27 protein-coding genes and 2 tRNA genes are annotated in these 23,310 nt (G+C 53.4%); 11 read left to right on the top strand and 18 right to left on the bottom strand.

The features are described 5' to 3' along the window. Window positions 1-27 precede the first annotated feature (27 nt). Both ACHHZ6_RS07450 and fumD read left to right on the top strand, forming a co-directional pair. Window positions 28-840, top strand: a complete 813-nt coding sequence (locus ACHHZ6_RS07450) for a MetQ/NlpA family ABC transporter substrate-binding protein (protein WP_182271188.1) — start codon at window positions 28-30, stop codon at window positions 838-840. A 108-nt stretch (window positions 841-948) separates the two neighbouring features. After that, window positions 949-1,158 (top strand): fumarate hydratase FumD, encoded by a 210-nt coding sequence (gene fumD, locus ACHHZ6_RS07445; protein WP_008500615.1) that lies wholly within the window; start codon window positions 949-951, stop codon window positions 1,156-1,158. Here the strand turns inward: fumD and ACHHZ6_RS07440 are convergent. Genes ACHHZ6_RS07440 through ACHHZ6_RS07425 form a run of 4 tightly spaced genes read right to left on the bottom strand, consistent with a single transcriptional unit; the run spans window position 1,139 to window position 4,232 of the window. Then, window positions 1,139-1,825 (bottom strand): amino acid ABC transporter permease, encoded by a 687-nt coding sequence (locus ACHHZ6_RS07440; RefSeq protein ID WP_182918551.1) that lies wholly within the window; start codon window positions 1,823-1,825, stop codon window positions 1,139-1,141. The two genes, fumD and ACHHZ6_RS07440, sit on opposite strands and share 20 nt — an antisense overlap. After that, entirely contained in the window at window positions 1,809-2,585 is a 777-nt protein-coding gene (locus ACHHZ6_RS07435; RefSeq protein ID WP_395122044.1) for an amino acid ABC transporter permease, read from the bottom strand. Before ACHHZ6_RS07435 ends, ACHHZ6_RS07440 begins: the two co-directional genes overlap by 17 nt. Continuing rightward, window positions 2,585-3,400, bottom strand: coding sequence for an amino acid ABC transporter ATP-binding protein (locus ACHHZ6_RS07430; protein WP_196391205.1), 816 nt, complete (start codon window positions 3,398-3,400; stop codon window positions 2,585-2,587). The genes ACHHZ6_RS07435 and ACHHZ6_RS07430 overlap by 1 nt, the downstream gene beginning before the upstream one ends. Before the next feature lies 1 nt (window position 3,401). After that, window positions 3,402-4,232 (bottom strand): ABC transporter substrate-binding protein, encoded by an 831-nt coding sequence (locus ACHHZ6_RS07425; protein WP_182271192.1) that lies wholly within the window; start codon window positions 4,230-4,232, stop codon window positions 3,402-3,404. Between the two features lie 242 nt (window positions 4,233-4,474). Here ACHHZ6_RS07425 and ACHHZ6_RS07420 point away from each other — a divergent pair, with 242 nt between their 5' ends. Next, window positions 4,475-4,642, top strand: a complete 168-nt coding sequence (locus tag ACHHZ6_RS07420; RefSeq protein WP_182271193.1) for a hypothetical protein — start codon at window positions 4,475-4,477, stop codon at window positions 4,640-4,642. 158 nt (window positions 4,643-4,800) lie between these two features. Here ACHHZ6_RS07420 and ACHHZ6_RS07415 read toward each other — a convergent pair whose 3' ends face one another. Beyond that, entirely contained in the window at window positions 4,801-4,941 is a 141-nt protein-coding gene (locus tag ACHHZ6_RS07415; RefSeq protein WP_003857665.1) for a hypothetical protein, read from the bottom strand. A gap of 125 nt (window positions 4,942-5,066) precedes the next feature. Between ACHHZ6_RS07415 and ACHHZ6_RS07410 the strand changes: the two genes are divergently transcribed. Both ACHHZ6_RS07410 and ACHHZ6_RS07405 read left to right on the top strand, forming a co-directional pair. Then, window positions 5,067-5,849: an MBL fold metallo-hydrolase gene (locus tag ACHHZ6_RS07410; RefSeq protein WP_196391206.1), complete on the top strand. Its 783-nt coding sequence runs from the start codon at window positions 5,067-5,069 to the stop codon at window positions 5,847-5,849. Window positions 5,850-5,922: 73 nt separating this feature from the next. Next, window positions 5,923-6,558: a carbonic anhydrase gene (locus ACHHZ6_RS07405; protein ID WP_182271195.1), complete on the top strand. Its 636-nt coding sequence runs from the start codon at window positions 5,923-5,925 to the stop codon at window positions 6,556-6,558. A 203-nt stretch (window positions 6,559-6,761) separates the two neighbouring features. Here the strand turns inward: ACHHZ6_RS07405 and ACHHZ6_RS07400 are convergent. The 3 genes from ACHHZ6_RS07400 to mdtK form a co-directional block, all read right to left on the bottom strand. After that, window positions 6,762-6,838: transfer RNA gene (locus ACHHZ6_RS07400), tRNA-Val, on the bottom strand. Window positions 6,839-6,842: 4 nt separating this feature from the next. Next, window positions 6,843-6,919, bottom strand: a tRNA-Val gene (locus ACHHZ6_RS07395). A 153-nt stretch (window positions 6,920-7,072) separates the two neighbouring features. After that, entirely contained in the window at window positions 7,073-8,446 is a 1,374-nt protein-coding gene (gene mdtK, locus ACHHZ6_RS07390; RefSeq protein WP_395122043.1) for an MdtK family multidrug efflux MATE transporter, read from the bottom strand. A gap of 225 nt (window positions 8,447-8,671) precedes the next feature. Between mdtK and ACHHZ6_RS07385 the strand changes: the two genes are divergently transcribed. Continuing rightward, window positions 8,672-9,313, top strand: coding sequence for a riboflavin synthase subunit alpha (locus ACHHZ6_RS07385; protein ID WP_182918545.1), 642 nt, complete (start codon window positions 8,672-8,674; stop codon window positions 9,311-9,313). A 28-nt stretch (window positions 9,314-9,341) separates the two neighbouring features. Here the strand turns inward: ACHHZ6_RS07385 and cfa are convergent, their stop codons facing one another. Together cfa and punC are read right to left on the bottom strand one after the other, a co-directional pair. Next, window positions 9,342-10,490, bottom strand: coding sequence for a cyclopropane fatty acyl phospholipid synthase (gene cfa, locus ACHHZ6_RS07380; RefSeq protein WP_182271198.1), 1,149 nt, complete (start codon window positions 10,488-10,490; stop codon window positions 9,342-9,344). A 299-nt stretch (window positions 10,491-10,789) separates the two neighbouring features. Beyond that, a complete protein-coding gene (punC, locus tag ACHHZ6_RS07375) occupies window positions 10,790-11,989 on the bottom strand; it encodes a purine nucleoside transporter PunC (protein WP_182271199.1) in 1,200 nt (399 codons plus the stop codon). Between the two features lie 115 nt (window positions 11,990-12,104). Here punC and punR point away from each other — a divergent pair, with 115 nt between their 5' ends. Beyond that, window positions 12,105-13,016, top strand: coding sequence for a DNA-binding transcriptional activator PunR (gene punR, locus ACHHZ6_RS07370; RefSeq protein ID WP_182271200.1), 912 nt, complete (start codon window positions 12,105-12,107; stop codon window positions 13,014-13,016). Window positions 13,017-13,033: 17 nt separating this feature from the next. Here punR and purR read toward each other — a convergent pair whose 3' ends face one another. Continuing rightward, window positions 13,034-14,059 (bottom strand): HTH-type transcriptional repressor PurR, encoded by a 1,026-nt coding sequence (gene purR / locus ACHHZ6_RS07365; RefSeq protein WP_182271201.1) that lies wholly within the window; start codon window positions 14,057-14,059, stop codon window positions 13,034-13,036. A gap of 298 nt (window positions 14,060-14,357) precedes the next feature. Between purR and ACHHZ6_RS07360 the strand changes: the two genes are divergently transcribed. Together ACHHZ6_RS07360 and ACHHZ6_RS07355 are read left to right on the top strand one after the other, a co-directional pair. After that, complete coding sequence (locus ACHHZ6_RS07360) at window positions 14,358-14,447, top strand: YnhF family membrane protein (protein WP_042319665.1); 90 nt, start codon at window positions 14,358-14,360, stop codon at window positions 14,445-14,447. Between the two features lie 164 nt (window positions 14,448-14,611). Beyond that, entirely contained in the window at window positions 14,612-15,778 is a 1,167-nt protein-coding gene (locus tag ACHHZ6_RS07355) for an MFS transporter (protein ID WP_395122042.1), read from the top strand. A gap of 37 nt (window positions 15,779-15,815) precedes the next feature. Here ACHHZ6_RS07355 and sodB read toward each other — a convergent pair whose 3' ends face one another. Both sodB and ACHHZ6_RS07345 read right to left on the bottom strand, forming a co-directional pair. Continuing rightward, entirely contained in the window at window positions 15,816-16,397 is a 582-nt protein-coding gene (sodB, locus tag ACHHZ6_RS07350) for a superoxide dismutase [Fe] (protein ID WP_182918544.1), read from the bottom strand. 122 nt (window positions 16,398-16,519) lie between these two features. Beyond that, entirely contained in the window at window positions 16,520-17,296 is a 777-nt protein-coding gene (locus tag ACHHZ6_RS07345; RefSeq protein ID WP_182271204.1) for a C40 family peptidase, read from the bottom strand. Between the two features lie 338 nt (window positions 17,297-17,634). On the opposite strand from ACHHZ6_RS07345, the gene grxD reads away from it, so the two are divergent. Next, window positions 17,635-17,982, top strand: a complete 348-nt coding sequence (gene grxD, locus ACHHZ6_RS07340; RefSeq protein WP_003832760.1) for a monothiol glutaredoxin 4 — start codon at window positions 17,635-17,637, stop codon at window positions 17,980-17,982. Window positions 17,983-18,040: 58 nt separating this feature from the next. Here grxD and rnt read toward each other — a convergent pair whose 3' ends face one another. The 5 genes from rnt to eptA all read right to left on the bottom strand — a co-directional run bounded on the left by rnt (window position 18,041) and on the right by eptA (window position 22,912). Then, window positions 18,041-18,697: a ribonuclease T gene (gene rnt / locus ACHHZ6_RS07335; RefSeq protein WP_182271205.1), complete on the bottom strand. Its 657-nt coding sequence runs from the start codon at window positions 18,695-18,697 to the stop codon at window positions 18,041-18,043. Window positions 18,698-18,793: 96 nt separating this feature from the next. Beyond that, window positions 18,794-19,201 carry a lactoylglutathione lyase gene (gloA, locus tag ACHHZ6_RS07330; protein WP_182271206.1) on the bottom strand — a complete coding sequence of 136 codons (408 nt, stop codon included), beginning with the start codon at window positions 19,199-19,201 and terminating at the stop codon, window positions 18,794-18,796. Between the two features lie 100 nt (window positions 19,202-19,301). After that, window positions 19,302-20,399 carry an alkene reductase gene (locus ACHHZ6_RS07325; RefSeq protein ID WP_395122041.1) on the bottom strand — a complete coding sequence of 366 codons (1,098 nt, stop codon included), beginning with the start codon at window positions 20,397-20,399 and terminating at the stop codon, window positions 19,302-19,304. Between the two features lie 207 nt (window positions 20,400-20,606). Continuing rightward, on the bottom strand, window positions 20,607-21,245 hold the full coding sequence (locus ACHHZ6_RS07320; protein WP_395122040.1) for a TetR/AcrR family transcriptional regulator: 639 nt from the start codon (window positions 21,243-21,245) through the stop codon (window positions 20,607-20,609). 41 nt (window positions 21,246-21,286) lie between these two features. Then, a complete protein-coding gene (gene eptA / locus ACHHZ6_RS07315) occupies window positions 21,287-22,912 on the bottom strand; it encodes a phosphoethanolamine transferase EptA (RefSeq protein ID WP_395122039.1) in 1,626 nt (541 codons plus the stop codon). Window positions 22,913-23,061: 149 nt separating this feature from the next. Here eptA and ACHHZ6_RS07310 point away from each other — a divergent pair, with 149 nt between their 5' ends. After that, on the top strand, window positions 23,062-23,301 hold the full coding sequence (locus ACHHZ6_RS07310; RefSeq protein WP_182274501.1) for a DUF1289 domain-containing protein: 240 nt from the start codon (window positions 23,062-23,064) through the stop codon (window positions 23,299-23,301). Window positions 23,302-23,310: the final 9 nt, after the last annotated feature.

Raw genomic sequence — 23,310 nt, 5'->3', positions numbered from 1 at the left:
TTCTAATAACACACAGGAACCATCATCATGAAAAAAACACTGACACTGATCGCCGCCGCAACCCTGAGTGCCCTGAGCTTTGCCTCCTGGGCGGACACCCTGACGGTGGGGGCGTCCAACACGCCGCATGCCGAAATTCTGGAGCAGGCGAAGCCGATTCTGGCGAAGCAGGGTATCGATCTGGAGATCAAACCCTTCCAGGACTACATTCTGCCAAACACGGCGCTGGCGGGGCATGACATTGACGCCAACTACTTCCAGCACATCCCTTATCTGAACAGCGTGCTGAAAGATCACGCTGGCGATAAGGATTACGATTTTGTCAGCGCGGGGGCGATCCACATTGAGCCAATCGGTATCTACTCCAAAAAATACAAATCGCTGAAAGATTTGCCGGCAGGCGGCAAAATCATCATGCGCGATGCCGTTTCTGAAGAGGGGCGAATTCTCTCCATCTTTGAGAAAGCGGGCGTGATCAAGCTGAAGCCGGGCATCGACAAAGTGACCGCACGCATCAGCGATATCGTCGAGAACCCGAAGAAGCTGCAGTTCACGCCTAACGTAGAAGCGTCTCTGCTGCCGCAGATGTACAACAACGACGAAGGTGCTGCGGTAGTGATCAACGCCAACTACGCGATTGATGCCGGTCTGGATCCGGTTCACGACCCGATTGCAGTTGAGAGCGGTGAAAACAACCCGTATGCCAACATCATTACCGTACACCGTGGCGATGAGAAGAAGAAAGATATCGTTGCGCTGGTGAATGTGCTGCACTCTAAAGAGATTCAGGACTGGATCCGCACCAAATACAAAGGCGCGGTGATCCCTGTAAATAACTAATTGTTTGATTTTGTGAATGAAGCCCGGTGATTTATTCATCGGGCTTCTTTTTTGTATCCGGGCGATGAATCAATTAAGCTGAGTTTTTGAAGCAATGGAGTGAAGCCAATGGGCAATGTGACCAAAGACGAAGCGCTGTACCAGGAAATGTGCCGGGTGGTAGGTAAGGTCGTTCTCGAAATGCGTGATTTAGGGCAGGAGCCGAAGCATATTGTGATTGCCGGTGTGCTGCGTACCGCGCTGGCGAACCAGCGCGTCAAACGCAGCGAATTGACAACGGAAGCGATGGAAACGGTGGTTAAAGCGCTGGCCGGTTAATGCGCCAGCGTTTTGCAAGCTGTTCGAGGGAACAGCAGAGCAGGTAGTAGACCACCCCTGTAAAGATAAAAATAGCTGCCGGGTAGATTTGCACCCGGTTGTTCACCTGTCCCGCCACCGTGGTCAGTTCCGGGACGTTCACAATAAACGCCAGCGATGTATCCTTCAGCAGGCTGATAAAAATCCCCACCAGAGACGGCAGAATATTGCGTATTACCTGCGGCAGTAGTACACGCCACAGGGTTTGCTGTGTGCTAAATCCCTGAGTCAACGCGGCTTCATACTGTCCGCCGGGTAATGCACTCAGCCCGGCCAATACCGAGTGCATAACCGTTGCCGCCGTAAACCAGGCCAGCGCCAGCGTTACGGTGAGGGCACCCGGCAGATCGCCGCCCGTGATGAGCGGAAGAAGATACCACATCCAGAAAATCACGAAGATCAACGGGATACCGCGAATCAGTTCCGCCCACAGGAAGAGCGCTTTGCGTACGAGACCCGGACAACGCCAGGCCAGGCAGGCGAGGGCAATACCGCCGGGCAGTGCCAGTCCCGCCGCGCCAGCGGCCATCAGTAACGAGAGCAATACCCCGCCAGGCTCACCGGCTGCCGCACGTCCCCACAGCAGATAATCCAGGTTATCCGTAATAACATTAAGTCCGGCAATCATGTTTTTCACTTCCTGTTGCGACAGTCGCGTGGTGTTTCCGTTTCACAGAGGGGCCAATGCGCACCAGCGCCATGCCCATCGCCACGCCAGTGAGCAAGTACAGTACGGTTCCCACGGTAAACGCCTCCAGCGCATGAGCGTTGTAGCTTTCAATCTGCCGCACCTGGTAGGTCAGCTCTGCAAAGCCAATTCCGCTGGCGAGTGAGGAGAGTTTCATCAGATTGAGATATTGCCCGACGACAGGCTGCCAGGCATTAGCCAGGCCTTGCGGCAGAAGGATATAGCGAAACAGCCGCCACGCAGAGAACCCCTGTGCCAGCGCCGCCTCCCGTTGCCCGGCCGGGACGGAACGTAGCCCGGACTCCACCTCTTCAATTAAAAAGGCGGAGGTGAACACCCCCAATCCCCAGGCGGAACATAAAAACTCGGGCGTGAACCACCAGACACCACCCGGCAGGATCGACCAGCTGTGATCTGCGTTCACCAGATCGCGAAATGCGAGGGGAAGCCCGTTCCAGGCCGCGAAATACCAGAACAGCAGTTGCACCAGTAAGGGGGTATTGCGAAACAGTGAGACCCAGCAACTGACGACCCCATTGCCAAACCGGCCACCGGAGAGGCGCAGGAGCAGAAAAAGCAGGGCGAGAAGGCTTGCCAGAATCGCCCCGGCGAGCGTGACCCACAGCGTGGTCAAAAAACCGGATAAAATCCATTGCAGGGGCTGTCCGGTCAGCACGCCCTGCCAGTCGAGCGCGGGCATTACAGATGCTCCTGATGCAGCGGGTTCAGCACTTTTTGCAGGAAACGCTGCGCACGCGGATGCGACGGCTGACTGAAAAATTGCTCCGGCGGTGCGGTTTCCAGAATCTGTCCGCCGTCGATAAAGACAATCCGGTCGGCAATTTCCCGGGCAAATTGCATCTCATGTGTCACCACAATCATGGTGATCCCGCTGTGGGCAAGGGCTTTCATCACGAACAAGACTTCGCCGATCATTTCCGGATCGAGCGCGGAGGTAGGTTCATCGAACAGGATGATTTGCGGGGAAGAGGCCAGGGCGCGGGCAATTGCCACGCGCTGTTGCTGGCCGCCAGAAAGCTCGGCGGGAAAATGGTGGGCTTTTTCCAGCATCCCCACGTTTTCCAGCAATGCCAGCGCCCGTTCCTGTGCGGGCTGCGGCTTCCAGCCGTGAACATGTTCCAGAGCCAGGGTGATATTCTGGCTGGCGGTGAGATGGGCGTAGAGATTAAATTGCTGGAACACAAACCCAACGCGGCTGCGTAGCTGGCGCAGTGCCGCACCGGACAGCTGCCCGGTAGGGGTGTTGTCGATCAGGATTTCGCCGCCGTTCAGGGTTTCAAGCTGGTTGATAAGCCGGATTAGGGTCGATTTACCGGAACCCGAAGGGCCGAGGATAGCAACCACTTCGCCAGGCATAATGCTGAGGTTAATGCCTTTTAAAACGTGATGGTCCCCGTAGCGTTTGACGACGTCACGAAACTCGACGCTGGCATGTTCCAGATGTGAAAAATCCGCGGCACGAGCCGCGGAGCGTGAAAATAAACCTGAGAGCATATTACTGGGCTTCTATTTTAAAGGCGCGAGGCTGTGGGGATTGGGTTTGTGGGCCAAACCAGACATCATAAATTCTGGCGGCCTGGCCACTTTTCTCCAGATTCACCAGTTCATCATTGACGACCTTCAGCAGTGCCGTTTCGCCTTTTTTCACGCCGACGCCAATCTCTTCTTTGCTGAGCAGGTCGGGCAGAATTTTGAAGTTGGCTTTATCCGGAGCCTGCGCCAGCAGACCTGCCAGGATGGTACTGTCCTGAGTGATCGCCTGCACATTACCGTTACGCAACGCCGTCAGCGCCAGCGGAATATCGTCATAAGAGAGCACGCGGGACTGCGGGAAGCGCTGATGCAGAGTCTGTTCACCCGTTGTTCCTTTTACCGCGCCAATACGCGCCCGGCTATAGTCGTCCAGCTTATTGGCCGATTTGGCCGGAACCAGGAACTGTTGTCCGGTGACGAAATAGGGGGTTGAGAAATCAACGACCTGCGCACGTTCCGGGGTGATGGTGATATCTGCCACAATCAAATCCGCTTTGCCGGACTGCAGCAGAGGAATACGGTTGGCCGGGTTGGTGGCAACCAGCTCAAGCTTCACGCCCAGCGCTTTTGCCAGTGCGTGGGCAAAATCGACGTCATAACCTACGATGTTATGGGTTTGGGCATCGATTGCACCAAACGGTGGGTTGGCGTCAAACGTGGCGACTTTTACCACCCCTGCGGCCTTGATATCCGCCAGTTGATCTGCCTGTGCCTGCAGAGAAAGCATGCCGCCCGCCACCAGTAAACCCAGCGCAATGACCTGTTTTTGATATCCTTTTTTATTTTCTGCCATAGTAATACGTCTGCCCCTCATTGTTGTTTTGTCCGGTTACGCTCCCATAAGCGAACGTTCTCGCCAAATAAGAAATTGTTCTTTGCTATGAGTGAAAAAGCATTAGTGAACAAGGTGTTACTGACAGGTGAAGAAATGGGGCTATTTGCGGATCCTGCACATCAACAGTGGATATTGGTATTTCCCCTGCACAGAATTTGGGTGCTTAACTGAGGGCATGTTGAGCGAAAGGGGTAAAGACGATGAAAAAGTGGATAAGCACGTTACGGCGGTTTTTGGCGACCCGACCTGCGAATGCGGAGAACAGCGCGCAACGTGTTCTTGAGTCAATACTGCCTGTCGCCAGCCTGTATGGCGTGGACGTTGCCAACATCGACCCGGAGTGGTTCCATGATAAAACGCCACGCTGAACTGCGCCGCACGCGCGAAATGTACTGGAATGAGCTGTGCGAAACCACTGGGGAAAGCGAGCGTCGGTTTACTGCCGGGAAGGAGACATCACGCGCAAAGGGATGGGCTGAAAAAGTCACACCAATAAAAAAGCACCGGGGTGTCCGGTGCTTCGCGATCAGATTTTGCAGGCATCGCCGCAGTCATCGTCAGCAACAATCGCCTGGGCTTTTTTGTCTGCGTCGTCCAGACGTTCCGCGTTGCGCTCTTCTGCTTCATCCAGTCCATTAAAGACTAAGTTATCGAGATCAATTTCCATGTTGCACCTGCTTTGTTCGGTTTTTGATACTGGCACAGTATAGGGCAAAAAACGCCGGCAATGTAGCGCGCAGCACATAAGGATAATCCCTGCCATACTCAGAGCTTAATTGCTGAGGAAAGCGCATGATTACACTCTGTAAAGCCTGCGGTACTTCTTATGGGACAACGCCAGACAGATGCCCGATTTGCGAGGATGAACGCCAGTATGTTCCGGTGACTGGTCAGGAATGGATTGATGTGGCTGCGTTGACAGCCACCCATACCAACACATGGCAGCAGCTCGAACCACGGCTGTTCAGCATCAGAACGGTACCGTCCTTTGCCATTAACCAGCGCGCAATTCTGTTACTCACTCCGCAAGGCAATATTCTGTGGGATTGCATCGCGAACCTCGACCCGGCAACCAAAACGTTGATCGCGGCGCTGGGCGGTATCAGCGCGATCGCGATTTCGCACCCCCATTATTACACCACGATGCAGGACTGGGCCGCGGCCTTCGATGCTCCTGTCTATTTACATGCCAGCGACAGAGAATGGGTGATGCGTAGCAGCACCGCGATCCACTTCTGGGAGGGAGACGCGCTGGACATCATGCCGTCGGTGACGCTGCTGCGGACTGGCGGTCACTTTGCGGGCGGCACGGTGCTGCACTGGCATGACGGAGAGGGGGTTTTACTGGCAGGTGATATTTTGCAGGTGACGCCGGGGAAAAATGCTGTCTCGTTTATGTGGAGCTACCCTAATATGCTCCCGCTGTCGGCGGGCACGGTCGAACGGGTGATGCACCATTTGCAGGGCAAGATGTTTGAACGGCTCTATGGCGCATTCGAAGGTCAGAACATCCTGGCGAAGGCCAGTGAGATTGTGCAGCGGTCGGGCCAGAAATATATTGCTTGTCTGAAGTAAAGCGCGGTGGGTAAACTTTCAGAGTGTGATCCAGATCGTGCCTAAACTCAAAACAGATAAAAGAGATATTGCTATGCAACATATCATTGAAGGTTTCCTCAACTTTCAAAAAGAGGTTTTTCCGCAACGTAAAGAGCTCTTCCGCAGTTTAGCGTCCAGCCAGAATCCCAAAGCGCTGTTCATCTCCTGCTCCGACAGTCGCCTGGTTCCGGAACTGGTCACCCAGCAAGAGCCGGGACAGCTCTTTGTCATTCGTAATGCTGGCAACATTGTGCCACCTTTCGGGCCTGAGCCAGGCGGTGTCTCTGCCACCATCGAATATGCCGTGGTGGCGTTAGGCGTAACGGATATCGTGATCTGCGGCCACTCTAACTGTGGTGCGATGAAGGCGATTGCCGACAACGCGAACCTGGAGCCGATGCCTGCGGTTTCCCACTGGCTGCGCTACGCTGATGCGGCAAAAGCGGTTATTGAGAATAAAACCTGGGATAACCCTACCGATAAAGTGAACGCGATGGTGCAGGAAAACGTGTTTGCGCAGTTGAGCAACATTAAAACGCACCCATCGGTTGCGGTGGGGCTACGCAACAATGCTATCCGCCTGCACGGCTGGGTATATGACATTGAAAGCGGCGACATTCGTGCGCTGGATAAAGAGACGAAAACGTTCATCTCGCTGTCTGAAAACCCGGACGTCTTCTTCGAGTAACGACTGACGCTTTTTTGTATTCCGAAAGCACCTGAAAATCGTATCCCAGCGGATAAGGGTGCTTTGGGCTGTTTTTACACGACGGGTATGCATGCGGTGTAAAACGTTTTGAGTCTGCAGAGCGCTATTACAGAGTGGGATGAAACAAGGCGTAATATGCGGGATTTTTTAAGGGAGAATGCACCAAATCAGGAAAACTGAAATGGTGCGTCCGAGTGGACTCGAACCACCGACCCCCACCATGTCAAGGTGGTGCTCTAACCAACTGAGCTACGGACGCAGAATGGTGCGTTCAATTGGACTCGAACCAACGACCCCCACCATGTCAAGGTGGTGCTCTAACCAACTGAGCTATGAACGCAACGTGTTGTCGGTGACAACGGGGACGAATATTAGCGGCACAGCCTCAATGAGGCAAGAGGGAAAATGCATTTTTCTCTCTGATTTCACGTGATTGCTTCATTACCGCGCAAAGTGAAGAGAAAGTAGCCGCCAGCAGGCGGCTACTGCCCATTTAACGCGCGGCGCGTTGCAAAATCACCGTCGATGGCTGGCGTTGCAGGAAGCGCATACGCATCATCATCATGATGGCGGCGGAGGTCAGGCCGATGATAAAGCCCATCCAGAAACCGGCTGGCCCCATGCGATCAACCACCAGGTCGGTGAGCGCCAGGATATAACCACATGGCAGGCCCAGTACCCAGTAAGCAATGAAGGTGATAAAGAATATGGAACGCGTATCTTTATACCCGCGCAGCACGCCGCTGCCGATCACCTGAATAGAATCGGAAAGCTGATACACGGCAGCCAGCAGCATCAGGTGTGATGCGAGCGCCACAACCTCCGGGTTGTCATTGTAGAGCAGGGCAATTTGCTCACGCAGCGTGATGGTAAAGAGTGCCGTACAGGCTGCCATACAGACCCCCACGGCCAGCCCGGTACGTGCGGCGGTTTGTGCATCAAGAGTTGAACCCTGTCCCAGACGGAAGCCCACGCGGATGGTCACGGCAGCTGCCAGTGACATCGGCAGGACGAACATCAGGGAGCTGAAGTTCAGCGCAATCTGGTGTCCGGCAACGTTCACAATGCCCAGCGGGGAGACCAGCAGAGCAACAACGGCGAACAGGGTCACCACAAAAAACAGCGCCAGCGCAATAGGAAGCCCCAACTGTACCAGACGCGTCAGGATGCTCCAGTCCGGTGTGCTGAATCGGTGTTCATTACGAATATCACGCATGGAACGGGCATGTTTAATGAAGGTGAGCATGCTGAAGAACATCACCCAATACACTGCCGCTGTCGCCACGCCACAGCCTACGCCGCCAAGTTCCGGCATACCGAAGTGACCGTAAATAAAGACATAGTTCACCGGAATGTTCACCAGCAGGCCGATAAAGCCCATCACCATACCCGGTTTGGTTTTAGCCAGACCTTCACACTGGTTACGTGCCACCTGGAAGAACAGGTAACCCGGTGCGCCCCAGAGCAGGGCACGCAGATAGCCGACGGCTTTATCGGCGAGAGCCGGGTCAATATTATGCATGGCGCGGATGATATGGCCGGCGTTCCAGAGCACCACCATGATGAGTACCGAGACACACCCGGCCAGCCAGAATCCCTGGCGAACCTGATGGGCAACGCGATCGCGTCGTCCGGAGCCATTTAGCTGAGCGATGACTGGCGTGAGCGCCAGCAGCAGGCCGTGGCCGAATAGAATAGCCGGGAGCCAGATGGAGGTACCTATCGCAACGGCAGCCATGTCGGTGGCACTGTAGCCACCCGCCATCACCGTATCCACAAATCCCATTGCGGTCTGGGCCACTTGCGCGATGATCACTGGTATAGCCAGTGCCAATAACTGGCGCGCTTCGTTCGTGTACTTCTGCACGTGAACACCTTTATATTGTTGTTATTTGAGAGACTAAAAAAGCCGCCGTAACTGGCAGCAAGAAGAAAATGCAGGGGAGTACCCGCTATTGTAGCTGGGTTTAACTAATTATCTAGTGAAAAAATCGCCAGAAAATGCGCTCTGCTGGCAACCTGTTTTTCCAACTGTTATTGTGGTGGGATTAAACGGTGTCACCACCGTCCGGAAAAAACAGGAGTTGTAAGCATGTTTACTGGTATTGTGCAGGGCACCGCCAAAGTGGTGTCTATTGATGAAAAACCCAATTTCCGCACTCACGTGGTGGAGTTGCCGGAATATATGCTCGAGGGCATTGAAACCGGAGCCTCGATTGCACATAACGGCTGTTGCCTGACGGTGACCGAAATAAACGGTAACCAGATTAGCTTTGATTTAATGAAAGAAACACTGCGCATTACCAATCTGGGTGAGCTGGCGGTGGGGGATACCGTAAACGTCGAGCGGGCGGCAAAGTTCAGCGATGAGATTGGCGGTCATCTGATGTCGGGCCATATCATGACAACCGCAGAAGTGGCGAAAATCGTGACGTCGGAAAATAACCGTCAAATCTGGTTTAAAATGCAGGACCCGACATTAATGAAATACGTCCTGTATAAAGGATTTATTGGTATTGATGGTATTAGCCTGACGGTAGGGGAAGTGACGCCAACGCGTTTTTGCGTGCATTTAATTCCTGAAACTCTCCAGCGCACCACGCTGGGGGCGAAAAAACTGGGTCATCGTGTGAATATCGAAATTGATCCGCAAACCCAGGCGGTAGTGGATACCGTTGAGCGTGTGCTGGCGGCAAAAGAGGCCGCAGTAATAAAAGCAGCAGACGAAGAATAAAAATAACCCCGGATATCCGGGGTTATTTTTATCGGGCGACACGGAGCCCATGTTCAATCCCACGGCTAAAGACCACCTGCCAGAGCTGAATATCTCGCGCCCGGAACGCGCCTGCGCAGGCATTCAGGTAATAGCTAAACATCCGTTTAAATCGCTCGGAATAGTTGTCCGCAATCTCTGGCCAGGACTCCTGAAAACGTGTGTGCCATGCCATCAACGTGGTGTCGTAATCCGCGCCGAAGTTATGCCAGTCTTCGACAACGAAATGAGGCTCACTGGCGTTCGCTATCTGGCGTACGGAGGGTAAACACCCGTTCGGGAAGATGTATTTGTTGATCCACGGGTCAACGTTATTGTCAGTGCGCTTAGAACCGATGGTATGCAATAAGAAGATACCGTCAGGTTTCAAATTACGATCCGCCACCGCGAAGTAAGTCGCGTAATTTTTAGGGCCCACATGCTCGAACATGCCAACGGACACAATACGGTCGAACTGTTCGTTCAGATCACGGTAATCCTGAAGCCGGATATCAACATCCAGCGTCTGACAGCGTTCCTGCGCCATTTTTTGCTGTTCAGCGGAAATAGTGACACCCACTACGCTGACGCCGTAGTGTTTCGCCATAAAATACGCCAGCCCACCCCAGCCACAGCCAATATCCAGCACCCGCATACCGGGCTGTAACTGCAGTTTTTCGCAAATCAAACGCAACTTATCCTGCTGTGCCTCTTCAAGGGTGGACGCCTCTTTCCAGTAGGCGCAGGAGTATTGCATGAAAGGGTCGAGCATACGGCTGAACAGGTCGTTACCCAGATCGTAATGCTCTTTGCCGACGATCCACGCCCGTTTTTTATTTTGCAGATTGAACAAACGGGTAGAGGCGACACGCAGCGTGTCTTTCAGGTTGCGAGGGAGTTGGTTTTCCAGACCCGCGCGTAACACGCTGGAGAAAAAGATATCCAGCCGTTCACATTCCCACCAGCCGTCCATATAGCTTTCACCCAGGCCTAACGATCCCTCCTGCAATACGCGTTTAAAAAAATCGGGATGCTTAACCTGCGGATCGGAAGGGGACGATCCGTTAATCGTGATGCCTGCACGGCCTAACAGCTCACTGACGATCCGGGACCAGTTATCGTCCGGAATGTTGACTTCTTCTATACACGATGAACTCATAGCTTCTCCATCACCTTGCTGTGATCAGAACCTTCAAACAGCGTAGACGCTTTTTATGGTTTGTGAGAAATCTCACGGTAATTAACCGCGAGGCTAGTATCCGACGTAGAACAGAGGAAGGGAGATAACCCTTGCCGAAATGCCTTCCCTGGTAAAACGGGAGCACTCCGGCTCCCGTTAACACTTAATATTTATCGTATTTAATCGAACCAAATTTAGTATAGGCCTCAAAATTTGGTGATTCAATAAAAAATTCTTAGCAACCTAATCACTGAAATGCAACATAATTTCGGGTGCGATTATGCATGTGTGGTTTCCGCCTGAGTGCTGTCATTCTGCTCACGTTGTGCTGATGACTGCATACGATAGCCAATGGCGGCCAGCGCAACGGTAACCAGCATCACGCTGGTGGTGGTCAACAGCGGCGTGGCAATCAGTGCAGAAACCACCAGGCTTGCCAGGAAGCACAAACCCAGTTGCAGGGTGTTTTGCAGCGCAGCTGCACGCCCTGTCGCCTGTGGGAACGGACGTAACGCCTGCGCCACGACGATAGGGTAAATAGCACCGTTAGCGACCGCCATTACACAGAATGGAATCAAAATTTCGGCCAGACCAACGTGTGGGATAAAGCCAACAGACCAGGTACCTATCACGCTTAATGCATACAGACCCAGTAACCAGGGCAGCATTTGCTGACCCTCCCATTTTTGCAGCGCGGCGCGACAACCGTAGCCACCGACCAGGAAGGCGATAGTTTGCGGAACATAGCTCAGACCGATGGCGGCCGGGCTATACCCCATATCGTGCAGAATAAACGGTGAACCGGTCAGCCAGGCGAAGAAGCTCGCGGAACAGGCGGCGTAAATCAGTACGTTTCCACGGTAGGCTTTGGTGCGCAGTAACGAAATAAACGTAATGGGTTTTGCCCCGGTATGCGTCTCTTTTTTATGTGCAGGTTTGAGGGCGAATGCCGGCAGCATCAACACCAGAGTAATGGCAAACAGCGTGGCGAAGATCGCCTGCCAGTCGAAATGCGCCAGGATCCAGCTGCCCAGCAGCGGGGCGAGTGCCGGTGAGAGGCCCACCAGCGGCATAATGGTGGCGAAAATGCGGTTGGTGCGTGACGCCGGGTAATAGTCAGTCACCAGCGCCTGCCAGGTCACGGCAGCGGCGCAGACGCCGACAGCCTGAACAAAGCGCAACACCAGCAGCCAGGCCGCATCGCGTACCCATAACATGCCCAGACAGCCCACGGCAAAAATAGCCAGACCCAGTAACAACACAGGTTTACGGCCGAAGCGGTCGGAGAGCGGTCCCCAGAGCAGCTGTGCGAAGGCAAAACCGGCGAGGAACAGACTCAGGCTGGCGCTGATGGCTGCAGCTGGCGTTTGTAAATCTTCCTGCATCGCGGCGAAAGCGGGCAGGTACATATCGGTGGCTAAAAAGCCCAGCACGCTTAAGCCGCCGAGCCAGACTAAAAATCCTTTCCTGGGTTGCATGGTTTTATTCTCTTTAAGGAGGCAGGGGTATGTTGGCGCAGAGTGTAGGGAGTGCAAACCGGCTTGTGAAACGCTAATATTTGGCGGGTGCATTCAAATTTTTTGCAGGCAGAAAATGTGGTCAGATTATTCTCTTGAAGTCGTGGATGCTGTCGCACGCAACGGCAGCTTTAGTGGTGCAGCGCAGGAGCTGCACCGTGTCCCGTCGGCGATCAGCTATACGGTGCGTCAGCTGGAGGAGTGGCTGGCAGTACCGCTGTTTGAGCGGCGTCATCGCGATGTGGAATTAACGCCCGCAGGAGCGTGGTTTTTGAAAGAAGGGCGTTCTGTTATCAAAAAAATGCAGATCACCCGTGAACAGTGTCAGCAGATAGCCAACGGCTGGCGAGGGCATCTTTCCATTGCCGTGGATAACATCGTCAAACCCGAACGTACCCGGCAGATGGTTGTTGATTTTTATCGCCATTTCTCGGATGTCGAGCTGCGCGTGTCGCAGGAGGTGTTCAACGGTGTCTGGGATGCGCTGGCGGACGGCAGGGTAGAGATGGCGATTGGCGCGACCCAGGCAATCCCCGTTGGGGGGCGCTATGCGTTTCGCGATATGGGGATGCTGAGCTGGAAATGTGTGGTGGCCAGCGATCACCCGCTGGCAGCAATGGAGGGGCCGCTGAGTGACGATACGCTACGCAACTGGCCGTCGCTGGTGCTGGAAGATACCTCGCGTTCGCTACCCAAGCGTATTACCTGGCTGCTGGATAACCAGCGACGGGTGGTTGCGCCGGACTGGGCATCTTCTGCGACCTGTCTCAGCGCCGGGCTGTGCGTGGGGATGGTGCCTGTCCATTTTGCCCGTCCGAGGATCGACACCGGCGAATGGGTTGCGCTGACGCTGGAGAATCCGTTCCCGGATGCGGCCTGCTGTCTGACCTGGCAACAAAACGATGTATCGCCCGCGATGGCCTGGCTACTGGATTATCTGGGAGACAGTGAAACGCTGAACCGGGAGTGGCTACGGGAGCCAGCTTAGCTGGCTCCGTATGGCGATTAACGACGGTAGTCGCGGAATGGACCATCCGCAACGGAACGACGTTCGATGAGACGCGGGTGAACTTCAATGGACTGTGACTCTTCGCGCTTGCTGACGATCCTGTCCATCAGCATATTGAAGGCCGTTTCACCCAGTGAGTCTTTCGGCTGGTGAATGGTGGTCAGCGCCGGGGTGAAGAAGCGCGAGTTACGCACGTTGTCATACCCGATCACAGAAATATCCTGCGGCACGCGCAGACCCAGCTCATCCGCCGCACAGAGTGCGCCCATCGCCATGATGTCCCCGCCACAGAAGACGGCGGTGGGGCGGTGCTGTTGGGAGACAATCTGCTGCATGGCGCGATAACCGGATTCCGGCTCAAAGTCGCCCTGCACAATCCAGTTTTCCGGTACGGTGATCAGCGCTTCTTCCATCGCTTTCATAAAGCCCGCCAGACGACCGGCTCCGGTATTGCGCTCAAGCGGACCCGGGATCACGCCAATCTCGCGGTGGCCGCGCTCGACCAGATAACGACCTGCCATATAACCACCTTCAAAGGCGTTATCGATGACGGAATCGGTGAAATCGGCGCGCGCTTCACCCCAGTCCATGACCACCATCGGAATATGGCGGTACTCTTCCAGCATGGAAAGAACAGACTCCGGGTATTCGGAACACATCACCAGAAGGCCGTCCACGCGCTTTTGTGCCATCATCGACAGGTAGGCACGCTGTTTTTCAATGCTGTTCCATGCGTTGCCCAGAATCAGGGTGTAGCCTTTCTGGAAACAGTTTTTCTCTACCGCTTCGATGATCTCGGCAAAATAGGCCGCTTCACTGCTGGTGGCCAGCAAACCAATGGATTTGGTGTGATTAACTTTGAGGCTGCGAGCCACCGCACTTGGTGAGTAGTGCAGTTCTTTGATGGCTGCCCAAACGGCATTACGCGTCTCTTCCGCAACAAAGCGGGTTTTGTTAATTACATGTGATACGGTTGTAGTGGAAACGTTTGCGCGTTTTGCTACGTCTTTAATTGTTGCCATTAAATGTCACTCCAGACCATATCCTAAGCTCCTGAAAAACTGGAAGGTAAACGTTTGCCTTCTCTCACCCTTATCTCGCAACTTTTGAAGTGCGGCACGCCAGGAAAACGACACGGGACGTCAGGAGGGGGTCAATGGCCGGTACGCTAATAAATTTAGCGTGGAATTTTGTCCTATCTTGATGAAAAGGGGAAGAGCAAAAGTGGTTATCAGTTTAAATCCAGGAAGATTTTTGATGTAAACTGTGTAAAAATGAGCAAGCTCACTTTCCGTGTGGGGATTAAAAGGAGAAAAATTGATGAGTTCCGATCTGAAGTTTTCACTGGTGACCACCGTTATTGTGCTGGCTTTGATTGTGGCTGGCGGTCTGACTGCTGCATTGCACTGATTTACGCGGAGGGAGAGTGTACTCGCCCTCCGGATCTCCCGATTGTTACTCCTCTGGCAAAAATCTTTTGCCAATTTGTTAACTTCTCATTTTTTGTGATTGATGTCATGCTTTTGACTTCTTTGTTCTGTGTCGCGTGATGACACGGCATCCGGAGTTGACTCATGAAAATCAATTTTCCTCTGCTGGCCCTGGCGATTGGCGCTTTCGGGATTGGCACCACTGAATTCTCCCCAATGGGGTTACTGCCTGTTATCGCCCGGGGCGTGGACGTCTCTATCCCTGCGGCCGGTATGTTAATCAGTGCTTATGCCATTGGTGTGATGGTGGGGGCTCCGCTGATGACGCTGCTGCTTTCGCATCGCGCCCGGCGCAATGCGCTGATTTTCCTGATGGCTATCTTTACGCTGGGCAATGTGCTCTCCGCCATTTCACCGGATTACACCACGCTGATGCTGTCACGGATCCTGACCAGTCTTAACCACGGCGCATTCTTTGGGCTGGGGTCTGTTGTGGCGGCAAGTGTGGTACCAAAACACAAGCAAGCCAGCGCGGTGGCAACCATGTTTATGGGGCTGACGATCGCCAATATTGGTGGCGTGCCTGCTGCCACCTGGCTGGGAGAAGTGATTGGCTGGCGTATGTCTTTCCTCGCCACCGCTGCGTTGGGGGTGGTCGCGATGGTGGCGCTGTTCTTCTCCCTGCCAAAAGGCAGTGTCGGTGAACGCCCTGAAGTACGCAAAGAGCTGGCGGTGCTGATGCGCCCTCAGGTACTCTCCGCGCTGCTGACCACTGTGCTGGGGGCCGGGGCGATGTTTACCCTCTACACCTATATTTCCCCGGTGCTACATGATATCACCCACGCAACGCCGGTCTTTATTACCGCGATGCTGGTGTTGATCGGCGTGGGCTTTTCCATCGGCAACTATCTCGGCGGGAAACTGGCCGATCGTTCGGTGAATGGAACGCTGAAAGGCTTTTTAACTCTGCTGATAGTCATCATGGTGGCGATCCCGTGGCTGGCGCGTAACGAGCTGGGGGCAGCTATTGCGATGGTGGTATGGGGTGCGGCAACGTTTGCCGTGGTTCCTCCGCTGCAGATGCGCGTGATGCGTGTCGCCCATGAAGCACCGGGTCTTTCGTCTTCCGTCAATATCGGGGCATTCAACCTGGGTAATGCGCTGGGAGCGGCGGCCGGTGGGGCCGTGATTTCTGGTGGGCTGGGTTACAGCTTTGTGCCAGTGATGGGGGCAATCATTGCCGCACTGGGCCTGCTGCTAGTGATAATGTCAGGTCGTAAACAACCTGAAACGGCCTGCGTCGCAGAATAAACAAAAACGCAGAAGGGCGAACCCTTCTGCGTATCTCTTATGCAGCGAAGTTCTTCGCCACAAAGTCCCAGTTAGCCAGTGCCCAGAAGTGCTCCAGATAGTTAGGACGCGCGTTGCGGTAGTCGATGTAGTAAGCGTGTTCCCACACATCCACGGTCATCAGCGGCGTTGCGCTGGTGGTCAGTGGCGTGCCTGCGTTAGAGGTAGAAACGATAGCCAGTTTGCCATCAGCTTCTTTTACCAGCCAGGTCCAGCCAGAACCGAAGTTTTTGATTGCTGCATCAGTAAACTTCGCTTTGAAATCCGCGAAGCTGCCGAATGCGGCGTTAATGGCGGCAGCCAGTTCACCAACAGGTTCTCCACCGGCGTTCGGAGCCAGGCAGTGCCAGTAGAAGGTGTGGTTCCACACCTGAGCCGCGTTGTTGAATACGCCACCTTCTGAACTGCGTACGATCTCTTCCAGCGTTTTGCCTTCGAAATCGGTGCCTTTGATCAGATTGTTCAGATTGGTGACATACGTCTGATGATGTTTGCCGTAATGGTATTCCAGGGTCTCCACAGAAATGTGTGGGGCCAGGGCGTCTTTTGCATACGGTAGTGCAGGTAATTCGAACGACATTGCTTCTCTCCTTATTGTTTTTTATGTTGCGTATAGCCATACGCACAACGAGGATAGAGTAGCAAATTGAAAGGGCATTCAAAAGAGGAACTTACCCTGCCACGGTAGCGGCAGGGCAGGGATCAGCGGATAGTATTCGGTGTCATGACGCGGCGCGCACCCACATAGTGGCGCACCCAGTAGTCTTCGCTCAGAGAGGTGATTTGAATATCCTGGCCGCTGCGCGGTGACTGGATGAATTTCCCGTTGCCAACGTAGACGCCGACGTGATCGGCCATTCCGCGACCCTGGGTGCGGAAGAAGACCAGATCGCCGCTTTCCAGTTCACCACGGTCAACCGGAGAGGCATCGCGCAGGTGGTACATTTCATTGGCGGTACGTGGAATGCGGAACTTCACCAGATCTTTATAGGCGTAATAGACCAGGCCGCTACAGTCAAAACCGGTACGTGGTGAGGTTCCCCCCCAGCGGTACGGTTTGCCGATTTGCCCCATCAGTTTATTCATCGCCGTTTTTTGTGCTTTCTGCACGCGAACCTTATGCACTTCCGCTAATTTTTTAGGGACTTTCGTGCATTTCGTTTTATGACCTTTACGCACGGTACACTTTTCAGTCATGAGGTTAGCGGCAGTTTGCGAGGCTTTACTCTTTGTGGTGTGGGCGGTGCGGGAAGGTTTTGTTTTTGTCTTGCTGGAGGCGGTTTGTTTGGTCTGAGTGGTGGTTTTCTTCTTTTCGTTCTTACTGGCGGTTTTTTTATTACGTTCTGTGCTCTTCGCCAGATGCGTTTTTTGCACAGCAGAATGCCGCGCCTGCTGAGAGGCGTTCGCCACTGGCGTGAAAGTGAATGTTGTAAACAGTAAAGCACAGAGCGTGATCGAGATTTTATTTATCCGCGCCACTGGGCAGTCCCCTGGTAAAGGCAGGCCATCTATAATACCTGCGTGTGATTTACAAAGCCCGACGATTCTAATCTATAAAAACCCGAGAAGTTAATAGCATTTTTCAATCTAAAATTATGTTTCGTTAGCAAGTGCAAAAAAATTCATCGATTTGTCGCACTATTGTTCACTCCCTAAGCAAAACCCTGCAGGGAACAGGGATAAGCACCATTTAGAATGCAACTTTTAGCGACAATCGTTAAAATAATAAGACGTGACAAAAATGTTATTTTCCGATGTCTGTCTGAACCGCTACAATGTCAGACGAATGCCGTAACAGAAGTTAAAGGAAGCAAGACATGAGCACCACTATTGAAAAAATCCAGCGCCAGATCGCTGAAAACCCGATTCTCCTGTACATGAAAGGTTCTCCGAAGCTGCCAAGCTGCGGTTTCTCCGCGCAAGCGGTTCAGGCGCTGTCTGCCTGTGGTGAACGTTTTGCTTACGTTGATATCCTGCAGAACCCGGATATTCGCGCTGAGCTGCCTAAATACGCAAACTGGCCGACTTTCCCACAGCTGTGGGTAGACGGTGAGCTGGTGGGCGGTTGCGACATCCTGATTGAAATGTATCAGCGTGGCGAACTGCAGCAGCTGATCAAAGAGACGGCGGCGAAGTACAAAACGGAAGAGCCGGACGCAGAATAAGTTTTCTGTGCAGACAAAAAAGCGACCTTTTAAGGTCGCTTTTTTTACGCTGGGCCCGTTATTCCTGGCCTGCGTCTTCACCCATCGGCAGCGGCCAGCCGCCCAGACGTTTCCAGCGGTTCACAATTTCGCAGAACAGTTCAGCCGTACGTTCCGTGTCATATAGCGCGGAATGCGCCTGCGTACCGTCAAAATCAATACCCGCCGTGATGCAGGCTTTGGATAAAACCGTTTGCCCCAGCGCCAGACCACTCAGTGCCGCAGTATCAAACGTCACAAACGGGTGGAAGGGGTTGCGCTTAAGTGACGCGCGTTCGGCAGCGGCCATCGTAAAGCTGTGATCGAACGTGGCGTTATGGGCCACCATAATGGCACGGCTACAGTCATTATCTTTCATGCCTTTACGCACCATTTTAAAAATGGCGTGAAGGGCTTCGTATTCACTCACCGCGCCGCGCAGTGGGTTTTTCGGGTCGATACCGTTAAAGGCCAGCGCTTCTGGCTGGAGGTTTGCCCCCTCAAACGGTTCAACGTGGAAATGCAGCGTGGTGTCCGGAGTAAGCCAGCCCTGTTCATCCATCTTCAGCGTGATGGCGGCAATTTCAAGCAGCGCATCGGTTTTAGCGTTAAATCCGGCTGTTTCTACATCAATGACAACGGGATAAAAACCACGAAAACGGTCGCACAGACCGGTAAATTGAGCGTTATCGGACATCAGGGTCTCTTACAAGGGGAAAAAAGCAGAGCGCATTATGGCAAATTTTGGGCGGGGATGCAGTAAAACTACGGGCGCATATTGCGCCCTGCGGGATCAGTTGCCCAGACCGCGACCAGCGTCTTTGGCTTCAATCAGTTCGATTTTGTAACCGTCTGGATCTTCAACAAATGCAATCACGGTCGTTCCACCTTTTACCGGGCCGGCTTCCCGCGTGACGTTACCGCCGTTGCTGCGGATGCGTTCGCAGGCTTCAGCCGCGTTATCCACTTCCAGCGCGATATGACCGTATGCCGTGCCCAGCTCGTATGCATCCACGCCCCAGTTGTAGGTCAGCTCAATAACCGCTTCATCCGTTTCCAGGCCGTAACCCACAAACGCCAGTGAGTATTTGTATTCCGGGTTTTCACTGGTACGCAGCAGTTTCATACCCAGTACGTTAGTGTAGAAATTGATAGAACGTTGCAGGTCGCCAACGCGCAGCATGGTGTGAAGTAGGCGCATAATTTCCTCATTAACCAATGGAATGGATGATCTTTTTGAACAGAAACGATGTTTTAGTATAGCGGCGAAGTATCGCCGCTATCAATGCACAAGGGAGGGATTACAGAGAAGGGTAGTCGGTGTAGCCTTCTGCGCCGCCACCGTAGTAGCTTTCCGGGCGCTGTGGATTCAGTTCTGCTTTATGTTGCAGACGTGCAACCAGATCCGGGTTGGCAATATAGTCACGACCAAACGCCACCGCGTCGATCAGACCTTTGTTGATCAGATCTTCTGCTTTCTCAGGCGTGTATGCACCTGCACCGATGATCACACCGTTAAAACGCTCGCGGACTTTCTGACGGAAGGCTTCGGTGTAAGGCTGGCCGCCAGCCCAGTCAGGCTCAGACATGTGCAGATAAGCAATACCACGTTTAGCCAGCTCCTCAATCAGGTACAGAGCATCCGCTTCTTCGTTTGCACCGTTATCAACGTTCTGGAAAGAACCAATTGGGGAGACGCGGATGCCGATACGGTCTGCGCTCCACTCTTTACATACCGCATCAACCACTTCCAGCACCAGACGGGCACGGTTTTCGACGCTGCCGCCATACTGGTCGGTACGATGGTTAGAAGACGGTGACAGGAACTGGTGCAGCAGATAGCCGTGGGCAGAGTGCAGTTCAACCAGGTCGAAACCGGCTTCACGTGCATTCGCAACGGCCTGGCGGAAATCATTCACGATACCCGGGATCTCTTCCAGCTCAAGTGCACGCGGCATGGAAGTGTCGACGCGGATCGCATGACCGTTTTCATCACGCAGGGAAGTACGGGTGTTTGCGCTCAGGGCAGAGGCGGAAACCGGTGCCTGGCCGCCAGGCTGGATGCTGTTGTGAGAGATACGACCGGTGTGCCACAGTTGAACCGCAATGCGACCTTCGTCAGCGTGAACACCGGCCGTGATTTTCTTCCAGGCGGCGATCTGTTCAGGGCTGTGCAGACCCGGTGCGCCCGCGTAGCCTTTTGCCTGGGCAGAAATCTGCGTGGCTTCGGAGATGATCAGGCCAGAGCTGGCACGTTGACGGTAATACTCACCCATCAGAGGCGTTGGGATGTCACCCGGCTCAATGCTGCGCAGGCGGGTAAGTGGAGCCATGAACACACGGTTTGGCGCGGTAACAGCACCCACTTTCAGTGGGGTAAATAATTTATCAGCGGACATAAAGACTCCTGAGTAGACCAGTCGACTAGTAATTAGGTAAATAAAAACACCTGCTATACCCGTCATACTTCAAGTTGCATGTGCGTTGGCTGCACTCGCTCACCCCAGTCACTTACTGGTGTAAGCTCCCGGGGATTCACTCCCTTGCCGCGTTACTCGGCCTGTGGCCTCGCCCCTTCGGGGCCAGCGCAAGCACTGTTCAAAACGCTACACGCGTTTTGTCCTGCAACTCGAATTATTTAGGGTATTTACGCCAGGCGTTGTAATACTGCTTTTCACATGTGCCAGTGCGCTTTCGAGCGGCACCGCACTGCGAGAAATCTTGGCCTGCAGGTTAGCGCCTAACCAGAGAGCGTATAACACCTGTGCCTGAGTTAAAGGTTCACCAGGGAAGGACAACGTCTTTTCGTTGCGACCTTTCTCCAGCGCCTGCGCAAGCAGGGCGATCACCCCACTGGCACCTTTATCCATCGCCGTGCGCATATCTTCAGAAAGATCGCACACTTCAGCAGAGAGTTTTACCGTCAGGCAACCGCTGATGATGCCCTGCTGACAGAACTGCGTCAGCGTTTCCTGATAGTAATTCAGAACACGATCCCGATAGTTACCTTCGCCGCTGGCGAAGTGGGCGGCAAGGCGCTGATGGTAGCAGGCATAGTGCCGCTCCAGCATCGCCACACCGAAGGCTTCTTTGGATCGGAAGTAGTGATAAAACGATCCCTTCGGTACCTCAGCGGTTTTTAATAACTCGCTCAGCCCCATACCGGTGAACCCGCGATGCATACAAAGACGCTCGCCGGTCGCCAGTAGGTGTTCTCGTGTATCGTGCTCAGTATTTCTGCTCATGGCCGCACTGTAATAGACCGTTCGGTCTATTACAAGTGATTTTACTGACGACACGCGTTCAGAATATCCAGGTTTTGTTGATAAACCTTTGATTTCACATCCATCATACCCAGAACAGTGGAGAACAAATTGTCCTGTGAAACCGCATCTTTTGCTGCACGGTCACGTAAACATTGCTCGTTAATGCCAAAGTTCTTCGTATAGTCCGGGGACAGCCAGAACATAAATGGAATGTGCGTTTGCTGCTCAGGAGCCAGCATGTACGGTGTTCCGTGCAGATAAATACCGCTTTCACCCAGCGACTCACCGTGATCGGAGAGATAAATCAGCGCGGTATTCATGCTGTCCTGACGTGCCTTCAGCGTATCGATTGTTTTGCTTACCATGCTGTCGGTATACAGGATGGTGTTGTCGTAGGTGTTGATCAGCGCCTGGTGATCGCAATCCTGAATCTCGTTGGTGTCACAGGTTGGCGTGAACTGGCGGAAGTTATCCGGGTAACGGCGGTAGTATGCCGGGCCGTGGCTGCCCATCAGGTGAATAACCAGCACGGTATCCTGCTTCAGTCCGTCCAGCACGTTGTCCAGACGATAGAAGTTCACATCGTCAATACAGGATTTGTCTTTGCAGAACTGATCCAGTTTCCACTGGGTCATGTCCGTATGGGGTATGCGGTCGCAGGCACCTTTACAGCCGCCGTCATTATCACGCCAGAGCAGGTTGATACCCGCGTGACCGAGCACGTCGAGCAGACCTTCCTGGTGGCGGGCCAGGTCTGCATCGTATTTCTGGCGCGTCATGCCGGAGAACATGCAGGGGACAGAGACCGCCGTTTCCGTCCCGCATGAGGAAGCCTGCGGGAAGTTAATGATATTTTGTTTTTTCAACTGCGGGTTGGTTTCACGCGCATAACCATTCAGCGAGTAGTTTGCTGCACGTGAAGCTTCACCGACCAGCAGAACCAGGACGGTTTTCTTTTGTTGACCAGAAATCAGCGGGCCTTTGTGGGCATCTTCACCAATGCGTACCAGCGTTTGATCGCCTGCGAACCAGCGTGTCTTGCTGTATTTGATGATGCCGCTGACGTAGTTCGCCGGGGTGACCATTTTGACGATGCTTTTGTTATTACGGAACAGCGATGCGTAATCTTTATAGAATACGGCAGCGACCAGAATGATAATCAGCAGAGCACCGAGCATCGCGACAAAACGCATCAGCAGGGCATACCACCATTTTCCGGCACGGATGCGCGTCAGGGCCAGCACCACGGAAGGAATAACACCGGCGACGACAATCCACAGGAGCATTTGTGGCGTAACCAGCGCGGTGGCTTCCTGAGAGTTCGTCTCGAACACGTTAACAATCATGTTCTGATCGATAACTGCACCGTAGGTATACATGAAGTAAGTCGCTGCGGCGCATCCCATGGTTAATACGATCAGCAGCGGTTTACGGATAAAGGGAATATTGAGGAAACTGAAAACAATCACCCAGCCGCAAAAAAGGACCAGAGGGACGGAAGCCGCAAAGAGAATGTCGTGTAATTGCGCAGGCGCAATAATAGCCCAGCTGCGCTGTATGAAGAGAGCATTCAGCAGAGTAAAGAAAAACGCACAACCCAGAGTAAATTTAATGTCGTTACATTGTAACTTTTTGATTAACCACATCGATAAAGAAACCTGTAATTTTAATGATTGAGCGAGTATAGAGAGGGAAGATTAGTGAAACCTTAATGCCACAAATCTGTGGTAAAGCCCTTGCACGCGCGGCGTTTAACGTCTTCACTGTAGGTGAGAATCGGTTTCTGGAGGTGAGTGTGGCAGAGCAACTGGAGTTTTTCCCCATCCAGAGCCCGTGCCGGGGAATTTGTCAGGCGGATGAACGCGGGTACTGCCGTGGGTGCATGCGTACCCGCGATGAGCGTTTTAACTGGCAAAACTTTAGCGATACGCAAAAACAGGACATTATTCGTCTCTGTCGACAACGTCTTCTGCGCAAAATTCGCGCAAACAAAGCGGGGGAAACTGAAGAACCCCAGCAACCTTCACTGTTTTAACACGGTAAT

This window comes from Enterobacter cloacae complex sp. 2024EL-00214, from assembly GCF_043945575.1.
Lineage (GTDB): Bacteria > Pseudomonadota > Gammaproteobacteria > Enterobacterales > Enterobacteriaceae > Enterobacter > Enterobacter cloacae_P.
Note: the sequence above shows the minus strand (reverse complement) of the source record. Positions and strands in the feature narration are given on the sequence as shown.